At 44.0% G+C, this 6,565-nt stretch carries 3 protein-coding genes; 2 read left to right on the forward strand and 1 reads right to left on the reverse strand.

The window, feature by feature from the left end; translation table 11 throughout:
• Positions 1–144: 144 nt before the first annotated feature.
• Positions 145–573, reverse strand: a complete 429-nt coding sequence (locus tag VLN09_RS00005) for a hypothetical protein (RefSeq protein WP_325242872.1) — start codon at positions 571–573, stop codon at positions 145–147.
• 175 nt (positions 574–748) lie between these two features.
• Here VLN09_RS00005 and ggt point away from each other — a divergent pair, with 175 nt between their 5' ends.
• Both ggt and dnaE read left to right on the forward strand, forming a co-directional pair.
• Entirely contained in the window at positions 749–2,695 is a 1,947-nt protein-coding gene (gene ggt, locus VLN09_RS00010) for a gamma-glutamyltransferase (protein ID WP_325242874.1), read from the forward strand.
• A gap of 406 nt (positions 2,696–3,101) precedes the next feature.
• Positions 3,102–6,565, forward strand: a 3,464-nt coding sequence (gene dnaE, locus VLN09_RS00015; protein WP_325242876.1) for a DNA polymerase III subunit alpha, incomplete at its 3' end; no start/stop codon positions are given.

Raw genomic sequence — 6,565 nt, forward strand, 5'->3', positions numbered from 1 at the left:
CTGCCACTGCAATTGTCCTTGTTTATTAAAACCATATAGCTCTTGTACTGTCAGGCTTGAACTTGATACAGGTAAAGTCATTTCTTGCGTTTTTAACACTTTATCATCAATCTATTTTAGGACGGGACAAAGTAATAAACATGGTTACCATAATAGGATATGCTCTTTAGATTTTTCATCCAAGATAATTGCCCCTTCCGTCAAGTCAGGTTCCCAGTAATCGCCGTTTGACATCTTATATTGATAAGACTTTTTATCAGACAAATTAATCAGCTCAAAGCTATCCATTGTGATGTAACGGCTGATATCACCATCTGGCCATTTTATAGTCATTAAGGGTAAGATGGCGGTAACACCGTAAAAGGCTTTGGTTCTAGAATCTATCGAAGACCTCACTCTCGATGTCGTTACCAAGCATTTTTTACTGGCAATTTTATGCTTATATACACAATTAAAATAGCCAAAAGACGGGGTTTCGGCGTAGAAGATATTTTCAATCGTAGAGGAAGCCTGTACTTGAGTAACACCAGAGGATAGTACTAGCGCAATGATGGCCATTAGTGATTTTCTCATAGTGTACTCCTGATATTTTGAATGAACCTATCCTAATAATACCTGTTAATTGTAGTATGTTTTTTAGTGCCTAAAATTTTTATCTCACGCCTCAAATGCAAACCGACGATCGGCTTTATGAATTAAAAATACGAAAGAGCTACCCTTACCCCTTAAACGTAAAAAGGACTTTACGATGCAGAACTCAGTATTAAAAAACAAAGTAGACATTCTTCATAATGAACTTCCAGGTAGAGCAAAGATTAAAGCGGCTATCTTATTAATCAGTAGTACGTTTTTAGTATCATTATCCGCTCATGCTGCTGAGCCGATGACCAATACAAAAAACACCATCAATCCAACGTCGATTAATACCAGTGCCATTAATCTGGCGATTATGGCGGAAAATCCTACCGTATTATCTGAAACACAGCGCGTGACACGAGCGAAAACCAATACGCTCACGCCCAAGACCACCCAAGCCAAAACCGATCAAGCCATCTATTCTGTCGATGCTATCCACCACCCTGTTTGGGCAAAAAACGGCATGGTCGCCACCCAAGAAGCATTGGCCTCTGATATCGGCTTAAAGATTTTAAAAGATGGCGGTAATGCCGTTGATGCTGCTGTGGCAGTAGGTTTTGCTCTAGCTGTGACGTTGCCGCGTGCAGGCAATATCGGCGGCGGCGGATTTATGATGGTATACGACGCCAAGCAAGGTAAAACAGTGGCACTCGATTATCGTGAAAAAGCTCCTAGTAGCGCCTCGCGTGATATGTATCTTGATAAGGATGGCAATGCCGTCAGTGACTTATCTCGTTATCATGGCTTAGCCGTTGGTGTACCGGGTACGGTAGCAGGCTTACTCAAAGCATTAGAAGAACATGGCACCATGAGCCGCGGGCAAGTAATGGCACCAGCGATTGGACTGGCTGAAAATGGTATCGAAGTCACCGCTGGGTTGTCAGAGTCATTAGAAGCGTTAAGCGAGCGCTTGCAAAAATGGCCAAGCACCAAAAAGATATTCTTTAAAGCTGACGGCAGCGCTTATCAGCCGGGTGAGCGCTTAAAACAACCAGAGCTTGCCAGTTCGCTAAAGCTGATTGCGGCAAAAGGTGTTGATGGATTTTATAAAGGAGAAACCGCCCGTAAATTGGTTAAAGCGGTCAATGAAGCAGGCGGTAAGATGAGTTTACAGGACTTAGCCAATTATCAAGCCATCGCCCGTACGCCTGTTAAAGGTGATTATCGTGGTTACGAGATTGTCTCAATGCCGCCACCGTCTTCTGGTGGCATTCATATTGTGCAGATTTTAAACATTTTGGAAGGTTATCCGCTAAAAGACTACGGTCAAAACAGCGCCCAAACTATTCATTTAATGGCTGAGGCAATGCAGCTGGCTTATGCCGATCGTTCTGAGTATTTGGGTGATTCAGATTTTATCGACGTACCCGCCAGCGGTTTAACTGCTCAGCCTTATGCTGATAAACTGCGCACTTTAATCAACCCAAATAAAGCCACGCCTGCGGCAACCATCAAGGCAAATAACCCTCTACCGTACGAGAGCGATCAAACCACGCATTTTTCTATTATCGATAAAGATGGCAATGCGGTGTCCAATACTTATACGCTGAATTTCTCTTATGGCACTGGTCTTGTCGCTGAAGGTACGGGGATATTGCTCAATAATGAAATGGACGATTTTTCTGCTAAGCCCGGTGTGCCAAATGGTTATGGCTTAATCGGTGGCGATGCCAATGCGGTTGAAGCCAATAAACGCCCGTTATCTTCTATGAGTCCAACAATCGTATTTAAAGACAGCAAACCTTATATCGTCACGGGCAGTCCGGGTGGTAGCCGCATTATCACAACCGTCACGCAAGTCATATCAAACGTCATCGACCATGATATGAATATCGCTGAAGCCACACACGCACCGCGTATTCATGACCAATGGCTACCAGATGAAATTCGTATCGAAAAAGCACTGAATATAGATACCATTAAAAAATTAGAGTCCATGGGACATAAGGTCAGTCCGCAGTCAGCCATGGGTTCGACACAATCGATTATGATGACGCCAAATGGTGTTTATGGTTCTTCAGACCCACGTATTGTCGATGCGGCGGTGGTTGGTTATTAGACTAAATATTATCTTTTAACCAATGATTGCAATAAGCGCTCCATATTTTTTATATGTGGTGCGCTTTTTATTATCTTAATATCTACTATTGTAGTATTTCCATACCATTCCTCACTAATTATCTTCAGTCTTCACAAATCCATGCTCTTTATAAAAATTGATAGCAGATACATTATCCCTTAGTACCCACAAACCTAACCTGAAATCAAATAGAGGTCGATATAAATGTGAGCATCTTAAGCTATGGCTCAAATGCCTAAATAATGCTATTATCAACGACCAAATTTGAACTGTAAAAATACAAATTTTCAGCGTTCTCTTTCATAAAAAATCATAAAGTCTTGATGGTAAAGATTTTATCATCATACATCTTATTTCCTCTCGATCGCATCCGTAAGAGTCTTCTATGGCATTTGTACACCTTGGCATCCACAGCGAATATTCAATTACCGATTCTATCGTGCGTATTAAGCCGTTGGTTAAAGCGGCAGCGGCGGACAATCAGCGCGCCCTTGCATTGACCGATTTATCCAACCTTTATGCCACGGTAAAGTTCTACCGTGCTTGCTTAGGTGCTGGTATTAAGCCCATTATCGGCAGCGAAGTCATCATGGAGAATGAAGACTCGCGCTTGACCTTATTGGCGATGAATAACGAGGGCTATCAAAACATCACCCGTATCGTGTCGCTTGGCTTTACTGAAGGTCGTGCTGACCCTGCCAACCATGGTACTCCCGTTATTAAACGCAGCCATATTTTAGAGCACGCGGCAGGTGTGATTGTCTTATTTACTGAAAAGTCAGATGTTGGACAAGCATTGGTTGGCTCAATGCCAGAAAAAGCCGATGAGCTGACTGCAGAGTGGCAAGCACAGTTTGAAGATCGCTTATATTTTGCGATTAAACGCACCAATCGTACAGGCGAGGATGCTTTTATTAAAGCTGCTATTCACTCGGGTGCCAAACATAACATTCCTATCATTGCTCATAATGATGTGCGTTTTTTAGAACAAGATGATTTCGATGCGCACGAAGCACGTGTCTGTATTGCTGGCTCTTACGTACTTGCCGACCAAAATCGTCCGCAGACTTATTCCGATGCCCAGTACTTGAAAACCCAAGCGCAAATGCAACAACTATTTGCTGATATCCCGCAGGTTATCGACAATACCTTGCGATTGGCGACGCGCTGTAATGTAACATTGACGCTTGGCATTAACGTCTTACCAGATTTCCCCGTCCCTGATGGTGAGACCATTGAATCGTTTTTTCGACTAGAATCGCAGCGTGGACTTGAAAATCGTTTAGACAAACTTTTCCCAGTTGAGGCACGCAGCGATAATTGGAGTGATATCCGCCAAAAATACGATGAGCGTTTAGAGTATGAACTCAAAGTTATCCTATCAATGGGCTTTCCCGGTTACTTCCTTATCGTGATGGACTTTATCCGCTGGGCAAAAGCCAATGGCGTACCAGTCGGTCCCGGTCGTGGTTCTGGTGCAGGCTCACTCGTTGCTTATGCGCTCAATATTACCGACCTCGATCCTATTCATTATGACTTGTTGTTTGAGCGCTTTTTGAACCCTGAACGTGTATCCATGCCCGATTTTGATATTGACTTTTGTATTGAGGGGCGCGACCGGGTCATTGACTATGTGGCGCAAACCTATGGTCGTGAAGCAGTGTCACAAATCATTACCTTTGGTACCATGGCAGCTAAAGCGGTCGTACGAGATGTAGCGCGTGCGCAAAGTAAATCCTACTTTCTTGCCAGTAAAATGTCGAAACTTATTCCCAAAACACCGGGGATCACACTCAGTCAAGCGCTTGAGCAAGAACCACAACTCAAAGACTTAATCTCTAATCCCGACAATATGGATTATGAAGATGCCATCGAAGTATGGGAGATGGCCATTAAGCTTGAAGGCATTTGCCGAAACGTCGGTAAACATGCCGGCGGCGTATTGATCGCGCCGCATAAAATCACAGATTTTAGCGCCATTTATTGTGATGATGAAGGTCATCGTGTCAGCCAATTTGATAAAGATGATGTTGAAGCAGTTGGGCTGGTAAAGTTTGATTTCTTGGGTCTGCGTAACTTGACGGTGATTAATGCCGCTATCGAAAATATCAACTTGCGACGCAAAAAAGAAGGCGTGACAGAAATGGTATTAGAAGACTTTCCCCTTGATGACGCTAAAGCCTATAAGCTGTTGCAAGATGCCAAAACCACTGCCGTCTTTCAGCTTGAAAGTATGGGCATGAAAAAGTATCTGGCAAAATTACAACCAACTAATATTGAAGACGTTATTGCCATGTGTGCGCTCTATCGTCCCGGTCCGCTAGACGCTGGTATGGTAGAGATGTATATCGACCGTAAACATGGTCGCGAAGAAGTGATTTATGACCATCCTAATCTTGAACCGATTTTAGAAAACACCAATGGCGTTATTGTTTATCAAGAACAGGTGATGCAAATCTCGCAGGTGATGGCAGGCTATAGCTTGGGCGGCGCGGATATGCTTCGCCGGGCGATGGGTAAGAAAAAACCCGAAGAGATGGCAAAGCAGCGCGATATTTTTGTCACGGGTGCCACCGCGCAAGGTATCGATGAAGCCACATCGGGCGGCGTATTTGACTTGATGGAAAAATTTGCCGGTTACGGTTTTAACCGCTCACATTCTGCTGCTTATGGCGTACTGGCTTATCAGACCGCTTATCTAAAACAATACTACCCTGCTGAGTTTATGGCCGCGGTACTCACATCAGATATGAACAACACGGATAATGTGGTGTTCTTCATCAATGATTGCCGTGAAAACTTTGCTTTAACGGTAGTCAATCCATCAGTGAACCGTAGTGAATGGCATTTTGTTGCCGATACGCCGACCAATATCATTTATGGTTTGGGCGCTATTAAGGGCGTTGGTGAAGGTGCTGTCGAATCTATCGTGGATGCGCGTCGCCGCGAAGGACTTTTTAAAGATTTATACGATTTTTGTCGTCGCGTTGATATCAAAAAAGTGAATAAACGTACGCTTGAAGCCTTAGTAAGCGCCGGCTGTTTTGATGACTTTGCTGCAACCCTAAGACCTGACTTGCCAGCGGATGAAGCATATGAGATTCGCGGCGCTTTAATGAGTCAGTTGCCAAGTGCCGTACAAGCCGCTGAGCAAGACCGTCAAAACCGCGAAATCGGCATGATGGATTTGTTTGGTGAAATGGATGGTATCGTCGCCGCGCCTCCTCTGGTCATGACGCCAGAGCTGATTTGGGGTGACAAACACCGCCTAAAAGCGGAGAAAAACACCTTAGGCTTGTATTTAACCGGACATCCTATCGATGAATATCGTGACGAGCTAAAACGTTATACCTCAGGTGCTCGTCTCGACAAATTAACTGATACTGGTTATAACGGCAGCTGTTATTTTGCCGGTCTTATCATCGATATTGCAAATTTTGGTACTCGTAACGTCATTACCTTAGACGATGGCACGTCAAGGTTAGAGGTCAGCTGTTATGCTGAGCGCTTTAACCGCGTAAAAGATCAGCTAAAAATCGATGAAGTAGTCGTTATTAAAGGCAGTATTCGTGAGCGTGACGGGCGTCTATTTGCTCGTCTTGATAATGCCATGAGTATGGTTGATGCTCGCCTGCGTTGGCTTAAAAAAATTAGCATTAAAGTCCACGGCAGCGATATTAATCTGCTGACACGTATGCAACCACTGCTCAAATCTGCCCAAGTTGATATCATACCTGCGCCGCGTTTGCCTTCTAGCGATGAGCAAGACGAGCAAAGCAACAATGGTAGCGGTAGTAACAGTAACGGCGCTTATGACCCATTAATGGGTGGCAGTTTATATGATGAAAA

This window comes from Psychrobacter sp., assembly GCF_035469765.1.
GTDB lineage: Bacteria > Pseudomonadota > Gammaproteobacteria > Pseudomonadales > Moraxellaceae > Psychrobacter.